The sequence below is a fragment of the Wandonia sp. genome, assembly GCF_984588085.1.
In genome coordinates this window covers 2,455-26,109 of record NZ_CFIGVI010000042.1, presented here as the reverse complement: position 1 = coordinate 26,109, position 23,655 = coordinate 2,455, and the positions used below count along the sequence as shown (strand labels likewise).

16 protein-coding genes are annotated in these 23,655 nt (G+C 40.8%); 6 read left to right on the top strand and 10 right to left on the bottom strand.

The genetic code is table 11. The features are described from left to right. Together AC4PL9_RS12680 and AC4PL9_RS12675 are read right to left on the bottom strand one after the other, a co-directional pair. Positions 1-4,972, bottom strand: a 4,972-nt coding sequence (locus AC4PL9_RS12680; RefSeq protein ID WP_491605114.1) for an HYR domain-containing protein, incomplete at its 3' end; no start/stop codon positions are given. A gap of 158 nt (positions 4,973-5,130) precedes the next feature. Further along, the gene (locus AC4PL9_RS12675; protein ID WP_491605113.1) at positions 5,131-7,965 is read right to left on the bottom strand and encodes a MopE-related protein; all 2,835 of its coding nucleotides are present in this window, start codon (positions 7,963-7,965) and stop codon (positions 5,131-5,133) included. Positions 7,966-8,101: 136 nt separating this feature from the next. On the opposite strand from AC4PL9_RS12675, the gene AC4PL9_RS12670 reads away from it, so the two are divergent. Further along, positions 8,102-8,476, top strand: a complete 375-nt coding sequence (locus AC4PL9_RS12670) for a toxin-antitoxin system YwqK family antitoxin (RefSeq protein ID WP_491605112.1) — start codon at positions 8,102-8,104, stop codon at positions 8,474-8,476. 25 nt (positions 8,477-8,501) lie between these two features. Beyond that, on the top strand, positions 8,502-9,278 hold the full coding sequence (gene rsmA, locus AC4PL9_RS12665; protein ID WP_491605111.1) for a 16S rRNA (adenine(1518)-N(6)/adenine(1519)-N(6))-dimethyltransferase RsmA: 777 nt from the start codon (positions 8,502-8,504) through the stop codon (positions 9,276-9,278). A 46-nt stretch (positions 9,279-9,324) separates the two neighbouring features. Here the strand turns inward: rsmA and AC4PL9_RS12660 are convergent, their stop codons facing one another. From AC4PL9_RS12660 to AC4PL9_RS12650, 3 genes are all read right to left on the bottom strand, one after another. Then, complete coding sequence (locus tag AC4PL9_RS12660; RefSeq protein ID WP_343790272.1) at positions 9,325-9,546, bottom strand: DUF2795 domain-containing protein; 222 nt, start codon at positions 9,544-9,546, stop codon at positions 9,325-9,327. A gap of 158 nt (positions 9,547-9,704) precedes the next feature. Continuing rightward, positions 9,705-10,250 (bottom strand): cob(I)yrinic acid a,c-diamide adenosyltransferase, encoded by a 546-nt coding sequence (locus tag AC4PL9_RS12655; RefSeq protein ID WP_491605110.1) that lies wholly within the window; start codon positions 10,248-10,250, stop codon positions 9,705-9,707. Between the two features lie 18 nt (positions 10,251-10,268). Further along, the gene (locus AC4PL9_RS12650) at positions 10,269-11,033 is read right to left on the bottom strand and encodes an O-methyltransferase (protein WP_491605109.1); all 765 of its coding nucleotides are present in this window, start codon (positions 11,031-11,033) and stop codon (positions 10,269-10,271) included. A gap of 83 nt (positions 11,034-11,116) precedes the next feature. Here AC4PL9_RS12650 and AC4PL9_RS12645 point away from each other — a divergent pair, with 83 nt between their 5' ends. From AC4PL9_RS12645 to AC4PL9_RS12635, 3 genes are all read left to right on the top strand, one after another. Further along, positions 11,117-12,520: a DUF4301 family protein gene (locus AC4PL9_RS12645; protein WP_491605108.1), complete on the top strand. Its 1,404-nt coding sequence runs from the start codon at positions 11,117-11,119 to the stop codon at positions 12,518-12,520. 97 nt (positions 12,521-12,617) lie between these two features. Further along, positions 12,618-14,123, top strand: a complete 1,506-nt coding sequence (locus tag AC4PL9_RS12640) for a sensor histidine kinase (RefSeq protein ID WP_491605107.1) — start codon at positions 12,618-12,620, stop codon at positions 14,121-14,123. Continuing rightward, positions 14,120-15,175 (top strand): response regulator, encoded by a 1,056-nt coding sequence (locus tag AC4PL9_RS12635; protein WP_343790257.1) that lies wholly within the window; start codon positions 14,120-14,122, stop codon positions 15,173-15,175. Before AC4PL9_RS12640 ends, AC4PL9_RS12635 begins: the two co-directional genes overlap by 4 nt. Positions 15,176-15,177: 2 nt before the next feature. On the opposite strand, the gene AC4PL9_RS12630 is transcribed toward AC4PL9_RS12635, so the two are convergent. The 5 genes from AC4PL9_RS12630 to AC4PL9_RS12610 all read right to left on the bottom strand — a co-directional run bounded on the left by AC4PL9_RS12630 (position 15,178) and on the right by AC4PL9_RS12610 (position 21,609). Then, the gene (locus tag AC4PL9_RS12630) at positions 15,178-16,428 is read right to left on the bottom strand and encodes an NRAMP family divalent metal transporter (RefSeq protein WP_491605106.1); all 1,251 of its coding nucleotides are present in this window, start codon (positions 16,426-16,428) and stop codon (positions 15,178-15,180) included. Positions 16,429-16,449: 21 nt separating this feature from the next. Then, positions 16,450-17,250 (bottom strand): DNA/RNA non-specific endonuclease, encoded by an 801-nt coding sequence (locus AC4PL9_RS12625; protein ID WP_491605105.1) that lies wholly within the window; start codon positions 17,248-17,250, stop codon positions 16,450-16,452. A 29-nt stretch (positions 17,251-17,279) separates the two neighbouring features. Further along, positions 17,280-18,671 (bottom strand): MATE family efflux transporter, encoded by a 1,392-nt coding sequence (locus tag AC4PL9_RS12620; protein WP_491605104.1) that lies wholly within the window; start codon positions 18,669-18,671, stop codon positions 17,280-17,282. A gap of 133 nt (positions 18,672-18,804) precedes the next feature. After that, a complete protein-coding gene (locus tag AC4PL9_RS12615; RefSeq protein WP_491605103.1) occupies positions 18,805-19,692 on the bottom strand; it encodes a sensor histidine kinase in 888 nt (295 codons plus the stop codon). A 15-nt stretch (positions 19,693-19,707) separates the two neighbouring features. Continuing rightward, positions 19,708-21,609, bottom strand: coding sequence for an amidophosphoribosyltransferase (locus tag AC4PL9_RS12610; RefSeq protein ID WP_491605102.1), 1,902 nt, complete (start codon positions 21,607-21,609; stop codon positions 19,708-19,710). Positions 21,610-21,802: 193 nt separating this feature from the next. On the opposite strand from AC4PL9_RS12610, the gene AC4PL9_RS12605 reads away from it, so the two are divergent. Next, a partial coding sequence (locus tag AC4PL9_RS12605; protein ID WP_491605101.1) for a DUF7948 domain-containing protein occupies positions 21,803-23,655 on the top strand: 1,853 nt, incomplete at its 3' end.

Sequence of the window (23,655 nt, the reverse complement as noted above, 5' to 3'; positions counted from 1 at the left end):
TGTTTCCTGAACCATCTGTTACGGTCCATGTCACAATTGTTGTTCCGATGTTGAAAGCTACTCCGTCAAGAGAGTTCAATCCCGAAGCAATGGTTGCTCCGGAGAGTTCCGCGGTTATACTTGCAATGGAACAGTTGTCTGAAGCAGTTGCGTCCCACGCATTTCCTGAAACGGTATAGGAACATTCGTCCGGATCGGTGGTGACGGATTGATCTGATCCAACACAGTTGATAAGTTCCGGTAACTGGTTATCCTCTACAATTACGTCGAAAATACACTGTACACTGTTTCCTGAACCATCTGTTACGGTCCATGTCACAATTGTTGTTCCGATGTTGAAGGCTACTCCGTCAAGAGAGTTTAATCCTGAGGCAATGGTCGCTCCCGAGAGTTCCGTGGTTATACTGGCAACCGAGCAGTTGTCCGAAGCAGTTGCGTCCCACGCATTCCCTGCAACGGTATAGGAGCATTCGTCCGGATTGGTGGTAACAATCTGATCGGAGTCAATACAATTGATAAGAACGGGAGCTTCTTCGTCTTTTACTGTAACAGTATATTCACAAGAGGAGCTATTGCCAGCATCATCTGTTACTGTCCAAACAACTTGAGTGAGTCCCGGGTTGAATACAATACCATTCAACGTGTTTCCGCTGTATACTGTAGCTCCTGTTAATTCAACCTCAAGTACTATGTTTGTACAATTATCCGTTGCAAGAGCATCCCATGAACTACTTGAATGTGTATAGGTACATATTCCGGGGTCTGAAGTTACAACAACATCACCAGAGTTGCCACAGGAAAGAATAACAGGGACCTGAGTGTCGGATACCAGTACATGTTGTTCACAGGTGCTGATATTACCATGGTTATCTTCTGCTGTCCAGGTGACAATGGTTGTTCCAACAGAGAAGGAGGCCGGTGCATTATTGGATAGAGAATTAAGCGTACAATTATCGCTTGCAACAGGACTTCCCAGATCAACATTTAAGGAAGATACAGAACATTTGCCTTCCTCCGCAAACGTATTGATGTCCTCGGGACATAGCAAAACAGGAGGTTCATTATCAATAACGGTTATCGTGAAAGAACAATCTGATGAATTACCTGCAAGATCAGTTACTTCGTAACTCACATTGGTTATTCCAACAGGAAAAACTGACCCGTCAGACATTCCCTGTGTAAGTAGAGTAGATGCGCCGGGACAATTGTCTGTACCGATTGGCTCACTATAATTAACTACTGCACCACATACTCCCGGATCATTGTTGACAACGATAGCTGTTGGGCATACAATTTCAGGTACGGTTACATCCGGAAATGTTGTGACCTCAATTGATGTCGATTTTACACAGTTGTTTTGATCTGTTACGGTGATCGTATAATTTCCTGCGGAGAGATTCGTTATATTTTGTGTTGTTGCCGAGAATGAATCCGGCCCTGACCAGAAAAAAGAATAAGTGGGAGTGCCACCGGTAACAGAAAGGCTTATTTCTCCGTCCGATTCGCCAATACAACTTACTTCAGAGGATAACGTAGGAGCAAGTACTATTTCTGCAGGAATGACAATTTCGTAAGGCAAAGAAATACAACTATTACTATCCCGGGCTACAATGGAATAGGATGTGTTACTATTCAGATTAAATGTGTAGATTCCTGCTGTTTCATAGGTCGACCCTCCGTCAAGTGAGATAGCATAATTTCCTTCCGTTCCTCCTGAAACTGTAATGGAAACAGGTATTTGTGATACACCTTCCGGAATACAGGGGTCAAAAGAAATAGTGGTTATTTCCACTGCAGGATTTACACCTATTTCATAAGGTGAATCAGAAGAACATCCATTGTTATCAATTACAGTTACAAAATAGGTGAAACCTACCTCAAGAGTGGAAGTATAGTCTCCTGGAGACTGATAGGTAGCTCCATTGTCAAATGATAACTGATAAGGTCCTCCGTCACCTCCATGAATGGAAATGGCTTCTACCTCGGTTGTCGATGATCCGGGGATTGGACATGCAATTGAGAAACTATCAATTTCTACTTGTTGTGGTTCATTAATATATACTTCTACGACAGAGTTCAGATTACAGAAATTTCCATCAGTGATTTGAATCTGATATAATCCGGTTTCAAGTCCTGTTAACGAGGAAACTGTAGAGTTGAATCCTCCGGGACCTGTCCATGCAAAATTGTAGGGAGTAGTTCCTCCTGAAGCATTGGCATTAAGCGTACCATCGGAGTATCCAAAACAGGTTATATCGGTAGATGAGGTAGCTAACTGTAATGCCAGTGGTTCCATAATACCTACAGATGAGGAAGCACTACAGCCATTTGCGTCGGTAACTGTTACAGAGTAAGTTCCCGGAGGCAAATTGGATAAATCCTCGTGGTTGGCTATGAGTGTTAATCCACGATACCATTCGAAAGAATAGGGATAGGTTCCTCCAGATATACTTAAATCTATTGTTCCGTCATCTGCACCATAACAACTTATATTGGTAGGAGTTAATCCTATGCTCAATGTGTTAGGTTCAACAATGGTAAAGTTCCTGAAAGTGGTGCAATTTGAAGCATCAGTAACTTCAACCGTATAATCTCCGGATGAAAGGTCACTGACAGAAACCGTGTTGGAGGCGAAAGAAACACCTTCTTTGAACCAGGTGATTGTATATGGAGCTGTTCCATAAGCTATGAGTAGATAGGCTGTTCCGTCAGCTGCGCCATTGCAAGACACATTTGTTCTGCTGATGCCAAGAGTGAAATTATTACAAGGTGGTTGGCTGATGAATACACTGTCTTCTTTTAAACAACCATTATCATCTGTTATTGTTAGGTAATATGTGTTTGATAAGAGGTTGTCAGCGGTTTGCGTAATTTGTCCGGTTGGATTCCATAGATAAGAATAGGGGGGTGTTCCTCCTGATGGATTTGCAGTTGCTGATCCGTCATTGCCTCCGATACTTGTGGCATTAGAACTGATGATGTAATTATTGATAACTGTTGGCTGGTAGATGGTTGTCATAGCGATAGACTGACAACCTGATCCGTCAGTTACAGTAACTTCATACACACCTGATTCCAGATTGGTTGCGGTTGCAGTTGTCTGAGAAGGTGTAGAATTCCACTGATACGTATAGTTCCCGTCTCCTCCTGATGCCTGAACAGTTGCTTCTCCATCAGATCCATCGTGACAGCTGACATCCGATTTGCTAATAATTTGAGCATCAAGCGAGGAGCAAAGCGGGTTACTTACTACGGTGCTACCTTCGACAACACAACCATTGGCATCAGTTACAGTTACTGTGTGAATACCATAACATAACCCTGTAGCTGTAGTTGTGGTTTCTCCGTTAGACCATAGAATCGAGTAGGGAGGTGTTCCAAAGTTAATGGAGACCGTAGCATTTCCATCACATACAGCGGGATTGGGATCGGAAGTCGGATTACTGGAAAGTTCAATGGTTAATTGTTCCGGTTCCGTAACCAATACGGTGGTATATTGACTACAGCCATACTGGTCTTCTACGAGTAGTCCATAGGTCCCGGCGGTAACAGACAGTAGTGAATTTGTTGACCCTGTGGACCAGGAGTAGGTATAAGGAGCAGTTCCTCCGGAAACATTAGCATCAAGAACAGTTGATTCATTCGTACATTGAATAGGAGAAAATAGCGGGTTAATTACAACCGTGTCTGAGAAGAATATGGTTACTTCATCTGAAGCATTTGTGCATCCTCCCCCGGCACCTGTTGATGTTAGTGTGAGTGTTACAAATCCAGCATTTATTTCACTGGCAGAAGGAGAATAGATTGTTAGCAATGCGTTAGCGTCAGGATCGAAAGTTCCTGATCCACCTGACCAAATTCCTCCGGTTGCGTTTTCAACAGACCCGGTTAAGAAAACATCGGGAGACTGGGCGCATACGGTTTGATCAATACCTGCGTTAACGATAGGAGGTTCGCTTTCGGTGACGGGAACTGAAAGGTAATACGAAGGACAAGTCGGGCTATTTAAACCATCGGCTACCTCAACTGTATAAGTTCCTTGAGAGGAGGCAGTGTAAGCATTACCTGTACTAACAACGGAACTGGAACTGTTTCTCCACGTATATGAGTAATTCATGTCACCTCCTGTACCAGCTGCAATGAGGTCAACACCTGCGCCTCCCTGACAGAAGGTTGCCGGGTTGGGTGAGACAGAAGCACCCAACGCTTGTCTTGTGTATAAGCGTATTGTGTCACAAGAGGCATAAACACCACAAACGGAAGCTATAGGAGATCCGCAGATTTCATAATCGATCCATTCTGGAGTAGTGAGTCCCGGAGTAAAAGACGGTGTTGAACAATCGGTACAACTCAAAAGTGAATTGAAGACTCCCGGAGTGATCTCTCCTGATGACGAATTGATGGAGCGAATGACGATACTTTCCAACCCATATATATTCATTGGATAACTACAGCCTATACGGGTTGTTGCATCCTCCGGGAAAATAGGTTTGGGAATCTGACGGAGATAGTATTTTACCTTGTTACTACCCGGTTTGTGATACGTAATTTTGTGGGGGCCTTCGCCGGTTATACAGGCGGTTTGTCCTCCGGCGATATCAGTGCCACAGGCTCCCGGGGTTGAAAGATCACCGCCGGATATAATATTGTAGAAACCAGAGCCTCCCGGATCTGCATAGCCAGGGGCGATTCCGATTTCAACCATGGCAACATCAGGATGCAGAGTGACATAAAAGGAGACATAATTTTGATTATTATCGTCTCCACAACACTGGCCGTTTCTGGTGATTTCCGGTGTTGTATATGTGCTGTCAGGATTTGAACTCAAATCCAGAGTGAAAAAAGGCACTGTAGATTGACATTCGGGCAGTTGACTTTGACCAACCAGTACATTCTGGTTGAGTACAACTGTGGCTAGAATAGCCAACACTTTTATGAAAGTGTTTTGATTTGGGGTGGTAAAATTTTTCATAAGGCATACTCATTTCCTTTAAGTTACGACGATGTTGATAGGGTTAAAAATGACTTTTGTCAGGTTTATAAATTTGTTCGTCGATATGAAGGAGATGAGTACCTAAAAACAAAGGGCGGAATATAATTCCGCCCTTTATCATTTTTTATAAGAATCCCTTATTTTTTCACTACACGCTGAACTGAAGTTCCTGAAGTGTTAGAGATTTTAATTAAATACATACCTGTGTTTAATTCAGAAAGATCAAGTTTAGTTGATGCTCCGTCGAAAGAACTGCTGATAACCAACTCTCCTGTAAGGGCATAAACATCAATCGAAGATTCATTGAAGTTAGAAGACAAGCGAATTACAACTTCTCCGTTAGAAGGGTTTGGAGCAATAGTGAAAGAAAGAAGTGTATTTTCATCCAATCCTACGGTGCTCATATCTTCTCCATCACAGTCTTGATCAATTCCATCGTTAGGAATTTCAGTAGCTCCCGGGTAGATTGTTGCGTCATTGTCGTCACAATCATCTCCTGTTAGTGAGTATCCGTTTCCTGGATCTTCACAGAATTCAACTGCATCTCCTGTTCCGAATCCGTCACCGTCACTGTCAACAAAGTACTCAGTGAATTGTAGCCCATTATCAATTGAACCGTCACAATCGTTGTCTTTCCCGTCACAGATCTCAGTCGCTCCCGGATTAACAGTGTTGTCGTTATCATCACAGTCACCACCTACTAATACATATGTATTTTCTGAAGGAGCTTCACATGCCTGAACAGTTGTTTCGTCAACTCCGAATCCATCGTTATCAGCATCAAGATACCATATTGTATTAGGGTTGATATCTGCGTCCGTATCATCGCAATCATCATTATTTAATACATATCCGGCTCCCGGATCAGTACAGAATTCAGTACCTGTTCCGGCACCAAATCCATCATTATCCTGATCTTCATAGTAAAGAGTACCTGTTGTAATGTTGGCGTCAGTATCATCACAATCACTGTCGTTTGTTGCGTAGCCAACTCCAGGGTCAGCACACAAAGACTGTGGGGTACCTGTTCCGTATCCATCTCCATCTGCGTCAACATAATAATCTGTGAATTGAAGACCGTTGTCGATTGACCCATCACAATCATTGTCTTTACCATCGCAAATTTCAGTAGCTCCAGGGTAAACCGTGTTGTCGTTGTCGTCACAATCACCACCAGTTAGGATATAATTTCCTCCCATTGGCTGTTCACAAGTTTGAACTGTCGAGTTGTCATCACCAAATCCATCGTTGTCAGCATCAAGGTACCAAATTGTATTTGGGTTGATAGTTGCATCCGTATCATCACAATCACCGTCATTGTCAACATATCCTTCCGGTGCAGAACAAGCCTGAACACTTTCGTTCATATCACCAAATCCATCTCCATCTGCATCAGCGTAGAAAGTAGAAGGAGAGATAGTGTTTTCAAAACCGTAAACAGTTACATTATCATTTCTCCAGGTTGCACCTCCTGTACCTTCCATGTTTGTAATATAAAAACGGAAAGTAACAGCACCAATATTTTCAAAATCAACAGGTAGTAAAACGGTTGCCGTTTGATCTGAAGTGTTGGATTGACCAGTAGCAACATCAGTAGTATAGTTATCCAAACTTGAACGTAGTGTCCAGGTTGGTGTTCCTCCTGATCCACTGTTTCTGTGAAGGAATTCGATTTTTGTAAGTGTTATCTCGTAACAATCAGCAGGTGTGATTGTAAATTCGTTGTATTGTGTATCATCCAAGGTCGATGTCTGATTCCAACCGGAACGATTAAAGTATCCTGACCCGGAATTACAGTTTGTATTACTTGACCCGTAATCAGAGAAAGTAACGTTTGTTGAGATTACTGTTGCTGCAAGATCCTGTGTGTTACAGTCTGAAGACCCGTTAAATTCGTAAATTCCGAATTGTGTACCCAAAGCAGAAGCATCCTGTCCGTCACAATCCTGATCGATACCGTCGTCCATTATTTCTGTAGCTCCCGGGTAAATCGTATTATCGTTATCATCACAATCGTCAGCGTTTGCAGAGTATCCGGCTCCTGGATCTGCACAGAATAAAACGGCTGTTCCAGCTCCAAAACCATCTCCGTCAGCATCTACGTAGAAAGGTAGAGAAGCTTCTCCGATTGCAGGGTCTGTATCATCACAATCATCCGCATTATCAACATAACCGACTGGTACTGTACATGCTTCTGTTGTTGAGTTTGGATCTCCAAACCCATCATTATCAGTATCCGCGTAATATGTATATCCGGAAACAATAGTCAGTGTAAGGTTAACTGTTTCATCGCACCCAGGTCCGTTAGCATCCGCTATAACATGTTGATAGGTACCTGAAGATGTTAATGTTGTTCCATAGAAATCATAGGATTGACAAGCTGTCTCTGTAATGTTTGACTCTGTATCGCAAGAAGTTCCTGTGTACGATGTCCATTGGAAATCGTCAATCATTACCCGTTCTCCTGAAACGCGGCTAACGCGAACAGCTATATTCGTAGCCGCAGAGTTAATGGTTCCTGAGAAATTTACAAAATCACTTTGGTCATTAAGTGTTGTTACGTTAATATTTTCAACAAGCACCCAGTTTGCGCCTTCATCTATAGAGTACTCCAATACATAAACTGCTTCTGGACTATTATCCCATCTTCTGATATTTAAGTTGAAATCAGATACTCCTCCGCTAGCCACAGTTGCCGTCCAATAAGAACCTGTTGCATCTCTGAGTCTCCACGCATAGGTTCCGTTTGCACCGGCAAAACCGTCTTGTGCAGCCGTCGTTTGTTTAAAGGCGTTGTTACTTATAGCATGAAAAATTCCATCGGTGTACTCACGTGTTCCATAGCCACTGGAAGGACCTGTCCATTTGGTGTCATCGTCAAAATCAATGGTTGTGGTTACCTGGGATTTTCCTGAGTAACCAATTCCTATTGACAAAGTCAACAGGAGGATAGAAAGGTAATTAAATCTCATAATATACTATTTTTTGCAAAGGTCTTATTTTTATTTGAAATAGACTGTTATGAGAACATTAAACTCTTCACAATGTTGGGTCGGGTTTTTAACAAGGTTTAACAGGGGGGTGATTGAAAATGCGTAAATTTGTAGTATGAGAAATTCATTTTTTTTGTTACTCTCCATATCACTTACTTTGGGGGCTTGTTCAGAGGAAAAAAAAGAAGAATATGTAGATTGTGAGCGTCTTAATCTGGACGTTGCTTATAATCATCTGTATGAGACGGACCGGACGGTTCCGTATAACGGCGTTTGTAAGGTTTTTTATCCGAACGGAAATGTCAAGCAGGTACGAGAAATTGTTGATGGAAAGAACCATGGTAGATTTGAATTATATAATGAAGGAGGAGTTCTCGTAGAAGAAGGAACTTTTTATGAGAATTTACATCATGGGATTTTTAAATATTACAATGATGAAGGGGAATTGATAGAGCAGGTTGAATATGCGCTGGGTCGTCCTAAACGGTAATTGTTTTTGACCTATCTTTGTTCGTATGACGGTAAAGGCAAAAAAGCACCTGGGACAACATTTTTTGAATGCCCCGGAAATTTGTCAGCAGATAGCTGATGAGTTAAAAAATGAAGGAGAGGCGTATAAAAAGGTCCTGGAAATTGGTCCGGGGATGGGGGCGTTGACGACCTATCTGTTAAAACGAAATGATTTTGACACGTATGTTATTGATGTTGATACAGAGTCAATTGATTATTTAAAGTCCAATTTTCCGGATCTGAAAGACCGGATTTTTGAAGGGGATTTTTTAAAAGAAGAGTTTGATCGGTATTTCGGTGCCGAACCTTTTGCCATTGCCGGAAATTTCCCCTACAATATTTCTTCTCAGATTCTTTTCAAAATAGTTGAAAATAGAGATCAGGTTCCAGAAGTAGTTGGTATGTTTCAGAAGGAAGTTGCCGAGCGGGTTGCAGAAGGCCCCGGAAAGAAAGCATACGGAATTTTAAGCGTATTTCTTCAGGCGTTTTACGATATCAGGTATTGTTTTACTGTGGATGAACATGTTTTTACACCTCCTCCCAAGGTGAAGTCGGGGGTGATTCGAATGGTCAGAAACCAACGCGAGCAACTTGATTGTGATGAAGAGTTGTTTAAGAGAGTAGTTAAAATGGCTTTTAATCAAAGAAGAAAGACACTGCGAAACTCTCTGAAGCCGTTACTTACAGGATTGGATACTTCGGAAGAAATATTTAGCCTCCGTCCTGAGCGATTAGCAGTGGATGATTTTATCGAATTAACGAATAGGGTAGATAGAAAATAAATAAGGCCCGTGAAACGGGCCTTTACTAAGATTCTTTTATCTGTTGCTAGTATTCATCTTCGTTAAAGAAGAAGTCTTCTTTGGTTGGATAATCAGGCCAGATATCCTCGATACTTTCGTAAATTTCACCTTCATCTTCAAGGTCCTGAAGGTTCTCAACAACTTCAAGAGGAGCTCCCGTACGCATCGCGTAGTCAATCAGCTCATCTTTAGCTGCCGGCCATGGCGCATCTTCGAGGTAGGATGCTAATTCAAGTGTCCAGTACATAACTCTCCTTCTTTTAGTGGTTCCTAATTTTGCGCAAAAATAGATTTTTTGGCATTACAAACAAGTTTTTTTAGATTAATTAACTTTAATTGTATGATTTCTTTACACTTTTCTTTGTTGCTGACTTTCAGTTTTTAAGAAAGTTACGCTTCCTGTTTCTACATTCTGGGTGTCCACGGAATTTCAGTAGCACCTGTTTCACTAGTAAGCTTTCTTGATAAAACGAACAAATAATCACTTAAACGGTTCAGGTAGGCAATGACTTTCTCATCAATTTCTTCAGTATGAGATAATTCTATTACCAACCTTTCAGATCTGCGACAGACGCATCTGGCTATATGACAAAAGGAGACAGTTGTGTTTCCTCCGGGAAGAACAAAACTTCTCATGGGTTCCAGTTCTGCATCCATTTTATCTATGGATTCTTCCAGGTAAGCAATGTCTGCGTCATGTAATTCAGGGATTTTCATCTTAGAGCTTGGATCAGAAGCAAGAATTGCTCCGATTGTAAACAGTCTGTCCTGAATCTCCAGAAGTACGGTGATATGATCATCATTGAGATCTTGGTCGCGAATTAAACCGATGTGAGAATTTAACTCGTCTACCGTTCCATAGGTTTCGATACGTAGTGCATATTTGGGAACTCTTCGTCCGCCAATCAGTGATGTTTCTCCTTTATCTCCTTTACGGGTATATACTTTCATGATAAGTTCTTTTTGAAGTTATATATGAATATAAAAATGTTCTTTGAATTGTTCGGGGCGCAAGACTAATATTCCCATTCGAAGAAGGTCAATGGATACATGAAAGTTCTCTTGCTGACTGATCTCTTGCCAGGTCTGCCACATGTCGTCAGACCAGCGGATGTCATCCAATATCCAAATTGTATTATTATGTGTATATGGGAGTAATTGTCGTACATACTCTTTGAGTGAAGCTCCTCTGTGGTCACCGTCGATAAAAATCAGATCAAATTTTTCACCATCGTACCGATTCAGGTAATCCTTGAAGGTTTCCTGAATGAATTGAATCTGTTTTGAATGAACAGGGAAATTTTCGATAGTATAAGCCAGCGTTTCCTGACATCCTTCAATACTGATCAATTGTGCGTGGGGATTACCAAGGTGCAGGTACAGGGTTCCGGTGCCCAAAGAAGTGCCCATTTCAAGTATTCGTTTGGGCTGGTAGTATCGGGCCAGAGAGAAGAGGAGTTGACCATATTTTCTGCCAGACTTTCCGATGGAGTAAATCTCTTTAACCTGTCGTTGTTTTCCCAGCTTTTTAGATCCTGCTCCAAAATCTGCTACCTGAATGAGGGTCGCGTCCCGTTTTACGATTTTTTGATAGGATCGAATAATCTGTTGTTCTTGTAAATCCGGTTTATGCCGGATACATTTGTCTACAAATTCATAAACAAACGGAGAGTGAGTACCATGTCTCTTTTTTGATCTGAATACATAATAAAATATGGACGGAAGGCGTTTCATACCTTGCAAAAGAACGAAAAACTACGAATGAAACATAATATTTTGTTACTTAGCGACAGAATATAGCTTGTTATTTTTACGGAATGACTATTACAGACACGATTATATCACATCAAAGAGCGCAGGTTTTTGGAAATCATCCGAAAGTAAATCTGGTAGAACCCTGCCGTATTGGAAATGGAATACTACAGGTAGCACCCGAAGTGAAAGAGTATTACAGGAAGTTGTATAATTCCTCAAAAGAACTCCCGGGATTCTTTATTCCGGCGTCAGGATCGGGATCACGGATGTTCCAATTTCTATATGATTTTATAGAAGAGCCAAATGATGTTAATCGGGGACAGGTAGAGCGATTTTTAAATCACCTGGAGGATTTTGCTTTTTACCGCAAGATAGATCGTTCGATGAAAGATACACTTGAGAGTGGTCGGGTGGAACTGTCCGATTTTGTAAGATACATAGTTAGTGGAGAAGGTTTAGGGCTTGGTATGTTACCGAAAGGCCTGGTGCCATTTCATTATTATGGTTATTTCATTCTAAACCCTTTTCAGGAGCATGTATTGCAGGCGGCAACTTTGAATGGGGGTATATCTAAATCACATTTTACTGTTAATCCGAAGTTTAAACAATTGATAGCCGATTCAATAGATGAAGTAAGAAGGCTTTCCGGGTATGATATTGTTGCTGAATTTTCTTGTCAGGATGAAGATACGGATAGTATTGCCTTTTCTATGGACGGGGATATCGTTGAAATTGAGCCGGGAAGAGCCTTGACCCGTCCTTCAGGTCATGGTGCACTATTGGAGAATCTGAATGAATTGGATGATGCAATTTTATTCATAAAGAACATTGATAATGTACAACATGGTAGTGTTTCTGACCATTCTATGAATGATTTTCGTTTGTTGGGAGGAATACTTCTGGAATTGAATCAAAAGTTGAGACAGGTTATATCCGGAGACGAAGTCAATAGAGAGGCTTTGAAATTGCTTATTTCCGAATATCAGCTAGAGTATTCAACAAGGTTTGTTGATGAATGGACAGATGGCGAGTTGATCGATTGGATGAATCGTCCGAGAAGAGTGTGTGGGATGGTGAAAAATGAAGGGCAACCTGGAGGAGGCCCTTTTTGGGTAAAGAATAAAAAAGGACACGTTTCGAAGCAAATCGTTGAAAAGGCACAAATCTCAAATGAAGGAGAGCAATTTACGGTTATGGTGAAGAGTTCTCACTTTAATCCGGTTATGCTGGCTTGTGATGTTCATGATTTGAATGGGAATAAATTGAACTTGAAAAATTTCAGAGATGATGATTCCTATTTTGTTGTTCGAAAGCGCTATCATGGCAAAGATATTCTGTTTGCAGAACAGCCCGGATTATGGAATGGAGGTATGGCAGACTGGATGACTGTTTTTGTTGAAGTATCAAGTCACTCATTTTCACCTGTGAAAACAGTTTTGGATCTTCTGGATACTGCGCACAGATAATATAGAGGTTATTTTAGTAGCGAAGAATGACTTTTATCACTTTTCGTTCGGAATTCTACAGAAAATTCGTTTACTTTAGTAGCGAAATCTAGGCGAAGTGGAAGGAATTTACAAAATTGTATTTGAATCTATTCTTGAAGGGCTAATACTGGTAGATCATACAGGTGTTATTCGCCTGATAAACCCCCGTACCGAGGAAATGTTTGGTTATGGTGAGGGAGAACTGATAGGAAATGTGATTGAGGTTCTTATCCCGGGACGTTTTCATGGAGTACACCAACAACACAGAGACTCATATATTGAACGACCTTCAAAAAGGAATATGGGGTCGGGGATGAATTTGTGGGGAAGAAGGAAAGATGGTTCCGATTTTCCGGTGGAAGTAAGTTTGAACTACATCAAAAACTCGAAAGAAGAAACCATGGTTCTTGCATTGGTTTCTGATATTTCAGTTCGTAAAAGAGCACAGGATGAGGTATTAAAGATGAACCAACATCTGGAGGAACTGGTAGAGGAACGCTCGCGGGCATTATTTGAAAGTGAGCAGCTATATAAGAGTATTGCCAAGAATTATCCTTCGGGAATAATTTACATTGTAGACTCAGAATACCAAATTCGTTTTGTTGAAGGAAAAGAACTGGAACGACATTCGAAGCGATCGGAGGAGTATATTGACAAGAACTATCCTTCTTTATGCGTCGAGGATTCAGAAAAAGTAAAGGAACTTCTCGATAATCTTCAGGAAACCGGCCTGGCCGAAATGATTGAAATCTCAAGAAATGACCAGTTTTACTCTGTTAGTGCTATTTTGCTAAATGACTCTTCAGGTAATGTATCCAATATATTGGTTGTAGAAAATAATATCACGCAACAGCGAAAGAATGCAGAACATCTGGAGAATAATCTCAGAGAGGAAAGGCAATTAAGTGAATTGAAATCCCGATTTGTCTCAATGGCATCGCATGAATTCAGAACTCCGCTTACAACCATTTCCTCATCAGCCGGACTCATTAAACGGTATCTGGAGAATAATAATTCGGAACGAATAGAAAAACATGCAGATCGGATCAGGAATACAGTTGGACATCTTACAAATCTGTTGAATGACTTTTTGTCTCTTGAGAAATTAGAGTCCGGTAAGCAGGAGGTTAAGCTCTGTGAATTTGATTTACAGGAATGTATCCGGGAGATACGAGAGGATATGATGGGAGCGGTTAAAGAGGGGCAACAAATTACTCTGAACGGAGATGCTGTTTCCGTCTACTCTGATCCTTTCTTTGTGAAAGGAATTATGATTAACCTGATTAGTAATGCCAGTAAATACTCACAGGAGGGAAGTCCGATAGAGGTTGAATGGTCAGAAGATCAGGGGGGAATAGAGATCGCCGTTCGTGATCACGGTATAGGAGTGCCGGAAGAAGAACAAGAACTAATGTTTACGCGCTTTTTCAGAGCTAAAAATGCAACAAATATCCAGGGAACCGGATTAGGTTTATTCATTGTCCGAAAATATTTGGACATGTTGAACGGAGAGATTAGCTTTGTTAGCAAGAATAATGAAGGAGCTACTTTTATTGTTAAAATACCCGCCACAAACACATGAAAAAAATAGTAGTAATAGAAGATAATACAGAAATGCGCGAAAATATTCAGGAGATTCTTGAATTAGCGAATTATCAGATAAAAACAGCAGAAAACGGAAGAGCAGGAGTTGAACTGGTGAAAAAAGAGATGCCTGACCTGGTTTTATGTGATATTATGATGCCGGAACTGGACGGTTATGGAGTTCTGTATTATCTTTCAAAGAATGCTGAGACTTCGGCTATTCCTTTCATTTTTCTTTCTGCAAAAGCAGAAAAGTCAGATATGAGAAAGGGGATGACCCAGGGTGCAGATGATTACCTCACAAAGCCGTTTAATGAAATGGAATTGCTGGATGCGATTGAGACACGGTTAAAACGTAGTGAGGCAATTAAAGAACTGGCTTCAGGGCGTCCGAATTTGGATGAGTTTGTTCGCAAGACACAGTCTCTGGAAGGTCTGAAAGAACTGGCGCTAAATGCAAGAACAAAATTGTTTACGAGAAAGGAACAGATTTTCTTTGAAGGAGATACTCCGACTTTTATTTATTACGTTCTGGAGGGTAAGGTTCGTACGTATCGGGTAAATGATGACGGAAAAGAGTTTGTAACGGAATTGTATTCTCCCGGAGATTATTTCGGATACTTTGAGCTGTTACAGGATCAGCCTTATACGGATTATGCATCAGCATTGGAAGATACGAAGCTTGCGCTTATTTCCAGAGATGAATTCTTTAATGTTATCCTGGCAAACAGGGAGGTGGCATCCTCATTTATGAAACTCCTTGCCAATAACATTTTGGTTCGCGAACAGGAATTGATTGAACTGGCGTATGATACCGTGAGAAAAAGAGTTGCGAATGCTTTAGTTCGTTTGTATGATAAATACAGTGAATCTGCAGATAATCGTTTCGCTATGGCAATTTCCAGAGATGAGTTAGCTTCTATTGTAGGTACAGCTACTGAATCTGTGATCCGGATTTTATCCGAATTTAAGACCGATGGATGGATCAATGTTCGGGGTTCAATGATAGAGATAGTGGAAATCGAAAAGCTGAAAAATTTCAGATTCTGATTCTACCCTTTTAGTAATCCGTAAAGATAATATACAGAGAATACCAGTAAATAAATAATGCCGGCATAGCTTACTATTCGTAAAAATAGTCCCGGAGCATTAGCAGAACCAAGAATGTCTTTTTGTACGATTCTGAAGTTCAGAATAGCAATAACCGGAGCAATAAGGAAGGAAAGAATGGTAGAGATGTTTAGTATTCCTTTTAATCCGTTGGGAGCATTAAGAAAGGAAAGTAATAAAAGTAACCCTCCTATTGTTAAGAGGATCAGTGTCGGTCGATACATCTGATTGGGACGTAATTCCCGGGTAGAGAGTAATGAGAGTGAATAGCTGATGCTTCGGCTATATCCATCCAGTACAGTTATGAAAGTAGAAAACATGATGGAGAAAGAAGCTGCTGAAATGATATACCTGACCCATTCACCTGCTGTACGGGTATATATGCTGACCACAAATTCACTAACTTCAGCCGGTTTTGAAGGCATTTTTTGCCCGGTGCCATAAATTAAAAATGCCCCTGTTATCATAAAGAATACTGCCAGAGTAGCTGAAGCCCAATAACCTAAGTTAAATTCCCGGAGTGTTTCTTTCAATGTGGGTTTGTAACCGGAATAATTGATTCTTTCGACGGTCCAGATGCTATTCCACGCGGACAGGTCAAGAGCAGTAGGCATCCACCCCATGAGAGGCAGAAGGAAAGCCGTCATATCCTGATTCCATTCGGGAAAAAGCTGATGACCTCCTTTTGGTCCACCAACACAAACAGTGATAAATACGGTAACAGTTGTTATAAACAGAATTACTGCAAGAATTTTTATCAGACTGTCCAGTGTGGAAAACCTTCCGATCCATAGTATAGATGTAGAAATAGCAAACAGCAGATAGAGAGTGAAATGATTAATACCGGTTATTTCATTAAGACCAAATAAATGTTCCATGAATCCGTATGTGATAACACCAACTCCGGCAGTAACAAAGAACATCGATACAAATGTGATGAGAAGGTACAGGTATAACCATATTTTGTGAAGTTCGTAATATCCTTTTAGAATTGACGCCCCTTTTACGGATGCATATCTGGAACCGTACTCAAAAAAGGGAAACTTTAAAATATTGGCAAGTAAAATAGCCCATAAAAGACTCAGTCCAAATTGAGCGCCTGCCTGTGTCGATTGGACCAGGTGAGAAACTCCGATGGCTGTTGAAGCAAAGAGAATTCCAGGGCCAAGTACTTTCTTCCAGTTCGTATTCATAAACAGTTTGGGGTGATGCTTTTATTCGTTAAACCAACAAGGTATACAGAGTTCGGATTCAGTTGCTTTTTCCATTTCATTAGGGAGTGCATAGAAAAAGTCGAATCCTGTAAGACTTTCAAGAGAGTCAACCGACAATGCAAAGTTGGTGAGGGGAGCGGAGGATGACGTATTCTCCAGAACAAAAGCAATGCTCTGTACATTTCCAGATTTAGAAACAGACAAAAGTGCTTTGTAGTAGGCTTTTGGGATACTGACACCTGCGCCGATGCAGGGCAATGAATCCTTGAGAACAGGACCTGTCGTGATGAAAAGAGTTGTGGTGTCATTGACCCAGTTTCTTACCTGTTCTTCCAGTCGTTTCCAAACTCCTCTGTTGAATGCTGGAATTTGGGGACTGATATTACTGAAATAAAAAGACTCGCGCATGGAGGTTTCAGACCAGGCCATGTCCGCAGCAGGAGCCAGATGTCCTCTGTCGTAGCCACTTTTTTTATAGTCGGAAACAGTTGCTGTTCCACTTTGTATCAATGGATCGGGTTTAAAGTTGTCTGTTCGTGAAACTACTTTTTTCATTCTTGAGGAATCAAGGTAATAACAGATCCACCGGGATTGTTTATGTTGCTCGGCGTAACAGAGGCTAAACCCTGAATGATGCAGAATAGTTGTTGTATCCTGAGAGTAGGGAAGAAAATTGGATTCGAAAGTTAATAGAGAGTCCTCCGAATGATGTGCTAATAGTTGATCTCTTGTGACTTGAGCGGGGAGTGAACAGGCCGATAAAACTAAAAGAAGTAAAAATGAAAAGGGATATCTAAACACTTTTTTGGTGTCTAAATTATGAAAAACGACTAGTTCGTCAAACTTGTTTCGGTATTTATTTGTTTGGTATCCAGTTTTTTCATCCCTACCCGTAAAAAATAATAACAGATAAGCGCTGACATGATGTCTGCAGCCGGAAAGGCATACCAGATTCCTTCAAATCCTGCGAAGAGCGGAAAAATCAAGACGAAAGGGGTCAGGAAGAAAAATTGTTTTGTCAATGCCAGAAACAAGGCAGGCATTGCTTTACCTATTGCCTGGTAATAACTGGAGCCAATCAATTGAAAGATTACCACAGGAGTTGCAAAGAAAATGACAAAGATTGCCTGAGGCGCATAATGTAGTAGATCAACTTCCTGCTCATTCGCAAAAATAGTAGGAATGAAATTTGATCCTAGCAGTAAAAGTAAAGTAAGGAATCCTGCGATAATCAAGCCCCATACAATTGCCAGTCGTACTACTTCTTTTACCCGTTTATAGGATTGGGCTCCGTAATTGAAGCCGGCTATCGGAATAAAACCTTGCGAAAGACCGATCAAGGGAAAGAAAGCAAACATAGCGATTCTATTAGGGATGGCATAAATACTGATAGCCGTTTCTCCTCCTATTCCGGCCTGGTTTCCATAATAGAACAGACTATGGTTCAATACAATTGTCAGTAAACTGATAGATCCCTGTCTCATTAGGCTGACAAGCCCCAATCGGGTAATTTCGTTGACAATATTTTTCTTTAGCCGGAAGAGAGAAGGGGTAACCCGAAGTTCTGTTTTTCCGCTTAGATAATAAATGATCATAAAGCTTCCCGCAGCGACATTGGATAATGTTGTAGCCCAGGCAGCTCCTTCTATTCCCATATCGAATAGGACAATTAAAACCCAGTCCATGAACATATTAACAACGCTGGGGATTATTAGTATGAGCATAGCCACTCTGGGTTTGCCTTCAGCTCTAAGGTTATTGTTTGCCATCATGGCAAGACTCAGAAAAGGGATTCCCAGTAATGTAATAAGGTAATAGCTTTCAGAGTACGTGAAAAGATCTCCTTGCGCTCCGAATAATGTAATAATCGGTTGATAGAAAATATATCCACCTGCGAGAATAATTGTGATAAGAATGAGGGTCAGTGAAATCTGATTATTAAAAGTTAATTGTGCCTTTTCCTGATCTTTTGCTCCAAAAGCTCTTGAAACGATGGATGAACCACCGATTCCGATTGCCATTCCTACAGAAGACATAAGGAAAGAAATTGGCATAACAACAGAAATAGCCCCGATCGCTAATTTTCCGATGTACTGTCCGACGAAAATGGTATCCACAACCATATTGAGCGTCATAACCATGAAGCCGATTGCTGCAGGAATGGATTGTGAAGCCAGAAGTTGAGGAATACTGCGTGTGCCTAAGTCTTTCGATTTACTCATTTTATGCTACTTGCCTAAGTGGTAAAATATTACCATGGTAAATTTAGTGTATTTTCTTCGATGGATTTGAAATAAAAATGTTAAGAATACTTAATGCTGGATATTGCTATCAGAAGATGAGCTGCTTAAGGTATTATAAAGAGATTGAAAACAATAGACCGGAAGTTTTTTTGTTTTTTACCGAAATTGTACCCCCTTGCCCCAAAACAAATTGATTGACAATATATAACCCGAGTCCGGCTCCTTTCGAATTACGGGTTTCTTCATTTTCAAGTCGGAGAAAACGTTGAAAAATACTCTTTAACTTTTCTTCGGGAACTCCGGGGCCATTATCGGAAAAGTCCAGATGAAGTCTGCCTTCTGATAATTGGCAATGAATAGTTATTTCGCAATCCTTCCCTGCATATTTGAGTGCATTTTCTGTCAGGTTAGACAGGATAGTATGAAGAGCAAACTTGTCTGTTTTGTACACAAGATCTTTCGGACAATCAATGGAAACTTTGCAGGTATCGAACGCACATACGGATGAGGTAACTTCTTCTATTGTTTCGGAAATTGTAACTGGCTCCGGATGAAAACGAAAAGCCTGATTCTCAATTCTTGCAACCGTAAGTACATTCTCAATCATGTGTTCGAGACGACTGTTTTCCAGAAGTGCTTTTCTGAGTATTTCATCGCGCTTTTCTTCTTGTAAACTTCTTTTTCCAAGTGTTTGTAGGTACAGTTTTACAGCTGCGATTGGCGTTTTTAATTCATGGGTTATTGAAAGAACAAAGTTCTGCTGTTTTGCACTGAGTTCAAGTTCCTTTTTAATGGAGGATTGTATTTTCCATAATCCGAAAAACACAATAATGAAAAACACAGTGCCTTCGCCCAGGATCATCAAAGCACGCTTACTCAAGTGTTCAGGATCATTATTTAACTCCTGAGTAAGATCAATGAGATGAAATCCCCACCACCCGAATTGTAATAATACATAGGCGGTTAACGCGTAAAATATGACAGACGTTTGCCTTCTCATAGGCTGCTTTAGTCTTTAGTATGCCCGCTCGTTCTTCCCTTCAACATAGTTAATAAACGCGCGGTTTACTACTTTGTTTCCTCCCGGAGTAGGGTAATTCCCTGTGAAATACCAGTCTCCCAGATTTTCAGGGCAGGCTTTGTGCAAATCTTCTACTGTTTGATAGATAATCTCAACCTCCGCATGAATATCTGGAGGAGTTAATAATTCAGCTATTTTCTGGGATACTTCCTCATAGGAGAAATGATCATATATTTCTTTGACGTAATTCTTGATCTGTTCTTTCGGAAGAGCTTCCTGTTCTTTACACTTCCTGTAAACTTCATCAATTACATACGATTTTCCGTTCTCTTTCAAAAGCTCTATTATGGCCTGAAAAGCAATAAAATCCCCCATTTTTGCCATGTCGATTCCATAACAGTCAGGGAAGCGGATTTGAGGCGCAGACGAAACAACGATTATTTTCTTAGGACCAAGACGGTCAAGTATTTTCAGAATACTTTGACGGAGAGTGGTTCCCCGAACGATAGAGTCGTCGATAACAACAAGGTTGTCTTTATCTCGGACAACAGACCCGTATGTTATGTCGTAGACATGAGCAACCATATCGTCACGGGCATCATCTTGTGTGATAAATGTTCTGAGTTTAGCGTCTTTAATTGCTATTTTCTCGATGCGTGCGCGTTGATAAATAATACGTTTGAGTTCTTCTTCGGGTGGGTTGTCTCCCAGTTGTTTTATCTTGTCAAATTTTCTATCGTTCAAATGATCCTCAAGACCTTTGATCATACCGTAGAAAGCAGTCTCCGCTGTATTCGGAATAAAAGAGAATACCGAATTATCCAAATCATAATCGATTCCCTTTAAAACCTGGGAACAAACAAGATTCCCCAGTTTTTTTCTTTCATTATATATGTCATGGTCATTCCCTCTTGAGAAGTAAATGCGTTCAAAAGAACAGCTTTTTCGTTCAAGTGGTGTATTGATCAGCGTTTCAGCTACAGAACCATCTTTTTTGATAATAAGGGCATGCCCCGGCATCAGCTCTTTTATGGCTTCACGCTGAATATTAAATGCAGTTTGGATGACAGGTCGTTCGGAGGCAACAACGCAAACTTCGTCATCTTCATACCAGAATGCCGGACGGATTCCACTTGGATCTCTGAGGACAAACGCATCTCCATGCCCCAATAACCCCGACATTGCATAACCACCATCCCAGTCTTCAGAAGCCTTTTTTAGTATGTTTTCAATATTTAGTTGTGCTGAGATGCGCGCATAAATTTCTTCGTTAGAGTATCCCATCTTCTTATAATCCTGGAATAATCGTTCGTTTTCCAGATCAAGAAAATGTCCGATTTTTTCCATAACGGTAACCGTATCGGATTTTTCTTTCGGATGCTGGCCGATTGTTACGAGGACATTAAAAAGCTCGTCAACATTTGTCAGGTTAAAGTTCCCGGCAACTACGAGGTTTCGAGTCATCCAGTTACTTTGCCGCAGGAAGGGATGGCAACTTTCAATGCTATTCCTTCCGAAAGTTCCGTAGCGAAGATGTCCTAAAAACAGTTCTCCGGTGAATCCGGCGTTTTCTTTTAGGTACTCGACATCTTTTAATAATTCAGGACTTTTTTCTTCGATTTCTTTAAATCGTTGATTGATTTTGGAAAATATATCCTGAATGGGCTTTGCGTCTATTGAACGATGACGGCTGATGTATCGCTGCCCCGGCTTCATATTTAACTTGATATTTGCAAGTCCGGCTCCGTCTTGCCCTCTATTATGTTGCTTCTCCATCAGGAGATACATTTTGTTCAGGCCGTAAAAAGCTGTTCCGTATTTATCCAGATAAAATTGAAGGGGTTTTTTCAATCGTAAAAGTGCAATTCCGCACTCGTGTTTTATAGCATCGCTCATGACAAAAAGCTGATTTTTTTGCAAAAGTACGGTTTAATTTTTTTCTGGCATAACCATAAGGCTTTTATCCTCTGATATCCGGCTTTTCACTGATAGAATCAGGAAAAATGATAAAAAGCCGGGAAAAGGAAACTATTTGTGTTTTCTTACGTCTAAAGTTAAAACGTTACATTCGTGTAAACTAGATGATTAAATGTTGGTAAATTTAAAGACCATCCTTTTGCTTTTTGGTGCATTGATTTTATTCTCAGCTAATGCGCAAGTGTTGTTGCATCCTAACAGGGGGCAATGGCATGAGAATGTGCTGTACAAAACTGAATTGGTTTCAGGAGAAATTCTGATTGAAAAAAAGGGAATAACATTTAATCTGTTTGATTATCATAAGTCCCATACGCATGGCGATGAGGTACATGATCACACGAATGAACTTCCTGAGAATGCCTATCGACGTCATGTGATTCGAACAACATTTATGGGTGTAGAAGAACCGGAGGAGGTCTTGGAGAGAAGTCAGTTGAGTTATTACAGAAACTATTTTTTGGGGAATGATACGACTAAGTGGAAATCCAATATACACAGTGTAAAGGGAGCTGAATTGACAGAAGTTTATCCGGGGATTACTGTGGTGTATGAGGGAAAAGAAGATGTCTTAAAATATTCTTTTGTAGTGAATCCGGGGATTGATCCGGGAATTATTCGCTATAAGATAGAAGGAAGCGAAAATATTCAGATTTCAGAGGACGGGGAATTGCTTATTGAGTCTGTTTTTGGATTGATCAAAGAGTCAAAACCTGTTGCCTGGACAGTAGATGAAGAAGGAAATAGAAGGTCGGTTAGTTGTGATTTTGTATTGGATAAAGGTGAGGTTTATTTTGTTGTTGGAGAGTACGACAGAGAAAAAACACTAGTGATTGATCCGGAGTTGACGTTTTCTACATTTACCGGTGCAACTTCCGATAACTGGGGGTTTACAGCTTGCCCTGATCCATGGTCAAATTTGTACGGAGGAGGAATCGTCTTCGGTACAGGTTATCCTGTTACTGCTGGTGTTTTTGACGGGACGTTTAATGGAGGAGATATGACGGGGCAAATAGCCGGTTTTGATATAAGTATAACAAAATTTAGTCCGGATGGAACTCAGAATTTGTATAGTACTTTTTTAGGAGGATCCAGGAACGAAACGCCGCATAGTATTGTAACGAATGCAGTCGGAGAGTTGTATGTACTTGGGGCTACTGCCTCTTCGAATTTCCCGGTTACTACCAATGGATTTCAGACAACATTTAACGGAGGTGCAGCAGTCACGCCATTTTTATTTTTTAACGGATCAGATTTGTATATCGCAAAACTTAGTCCCGGAGGAAATACACTGTTGGGTAGTACTTATATAGGTGGGAGTAATAATGATGGGTTGAGTTACAGTAGTAATCTGGCCTATAACTACGGAGACTGTTTCAGGGGGGAAATCACGGTGGATGATAATTCCAATGTGTATTTTGCATCTACAACGCGGTCAGGAGATTTTCCAATGGCTTCAGGGAGTCTGTCAGGTTTACAGGATGCTGTTTACGGTAAATTATCTCCGGATCTATCTACACTAAACTTTTCAAGTTATTATGGAGGGTCTGGGTTTGAATCGGGAAATTCAATTCAGATTTCGCCAGGAGGAGATTTGTACATGGCCGGAGGAACGACAAGTCCGACATTGAATTGGGGACAGGGAGGTCTCAGAACAACCAGTATAGGTAATGAAGATGCGTATGTTGTTCGTATTAATTCAGTTACTGGTTCCGTGCTGAACGCAACGATCTTAGGTACGACTCAGTATGATCAGGGGTATTTCGTACAGGTTGATCTTGACAACAACGTATATGTCATGGGGCAAACAGATGGTAATTATCCGAATACTGGTGGTGTTTGGGGAATCCCGAACTCTGGACAGTTTATCCATAAACTTTCGACGAACCTTACGAATTCATTTTGGTCAACTACGATTGGAGCGGGAACAGGAAATCCGGAGATTTCTCCGACTGCTTTTCTTGTCTC